This is a genomic window from Mycolicibacterium pyrenivorans, from assembly GCF_025821625.1.
GTDB lineage: Bacteria > Actinomycetota > Actinomycetes > Mycobacteriales > Mycobacteriaceae > Mycobacterium > Mycobacterium pyrenivorans.
The window spans coordinates 1-922 of sequence record NZ_JACKSH010000275.1 but is presented as its reverse complement, the minus strand read 5'-3'; the positions used below and the strand labels follow the sequence as shown (position 1 = coordinate 922).

Here is a 922-nt window from a genome sequence, read left to right as displayed (position 1 = left end):
CCGGCCGTCCCTCGGGCCGGCCCGAGCCCCGGCCGGACGCCGCTCACGGCGCGGTCGGCGACCGCTGACGCGCCCCGCCGGCACACCGGTTTTCTTTTCGGTGCTGCGGTGACGGTAGACTCAGCTGTGATCCAGCGCGAGGCATCGGCTCGGACGCGGAAAAGCACCACCGCCCCTTCGGGTGGACCGGTGCGGACCTGCATCGGATGCCGAAAACGAGAGCTGGCCGTCGAATTGCTTCGGGTTGTCGCTGTCGACAGTGCGAGCGGGACTGGGAATCGCTCCAGTGTCGTGATCGTTGACGCAGCGAGAACGCTCCCGGGGCGGGGTGCTTGGCTGCATCGCGATCCCGAGTGTCTCCAAGCGGCAATTCGCCGGCGGGCCTTCGGCCGAGCGTTGCGGATCACCGGTACACCGGACACCACCGCAGTGGAAGAGTGCTTCTCGACCGCGCTCGACCGCCCGGCAACAGGACAGGTAGCGAAGAACATGAGCACACCGTGAAGTCTCGATGACCATGCGTCATAGCTAAACCGAGGCGCGGCGCCCACCACCGCTGTCGCCTCCCAGACAGGAGATGTAGTGGCAGGTAAGGCCCGCGTGCACGAGTTGGCTAAAGAACTCGGTGTCACCAGTAAAGAAGTGCTCGCCCGACTGAACGACCAGGGCGAATTCGTCAAATCCGCGTCATCCACGGTCGAGGCGCCCGTCGCCCGCCGTCTTCGCGAATCGTTCGGCGGCTCGAAGCCCGCCGGCGAAAAGGTCAAGAGCGAGGGCAACGGCTCAGCCGCGAAGCCCGCTGCGCCCAAGCCGGCAGCACCCAAACCGGCTGCGCCACCGGCAGCCGAGGAGCCGGCGCCGCCGGCAGCACCCCCGGCGCCTCCCGCAGCTCCCACACCTGCGGCCGCAGCACCGTCGGCCC

2 protein-coding genes are annotated in these 922 nt (G+C 68.3%); both read left to right on the top strand.

Annotated elements, in window-relative coordinates:
* Positions 1-126 precede the first annotated feature (126 nt).
* Entirely contained in the window at positions 127-504 is a 378-nt protein-coding gene (locus H7I57_RS30210) for a YlxR family protein (protein ID WP_264028222.1), read from the top strand.
* Positions 505-582: 78 nt separating this feature from the next.
* A partial coding sequence (locus H7I57_RS30205) for a translation initiation factor IF-2 N-terminal domain-containing protein (RefSeq protein ID WP_264028221.1) occupies positions 583-922 on the top strand: 340 nt, incomplete at its 3' end.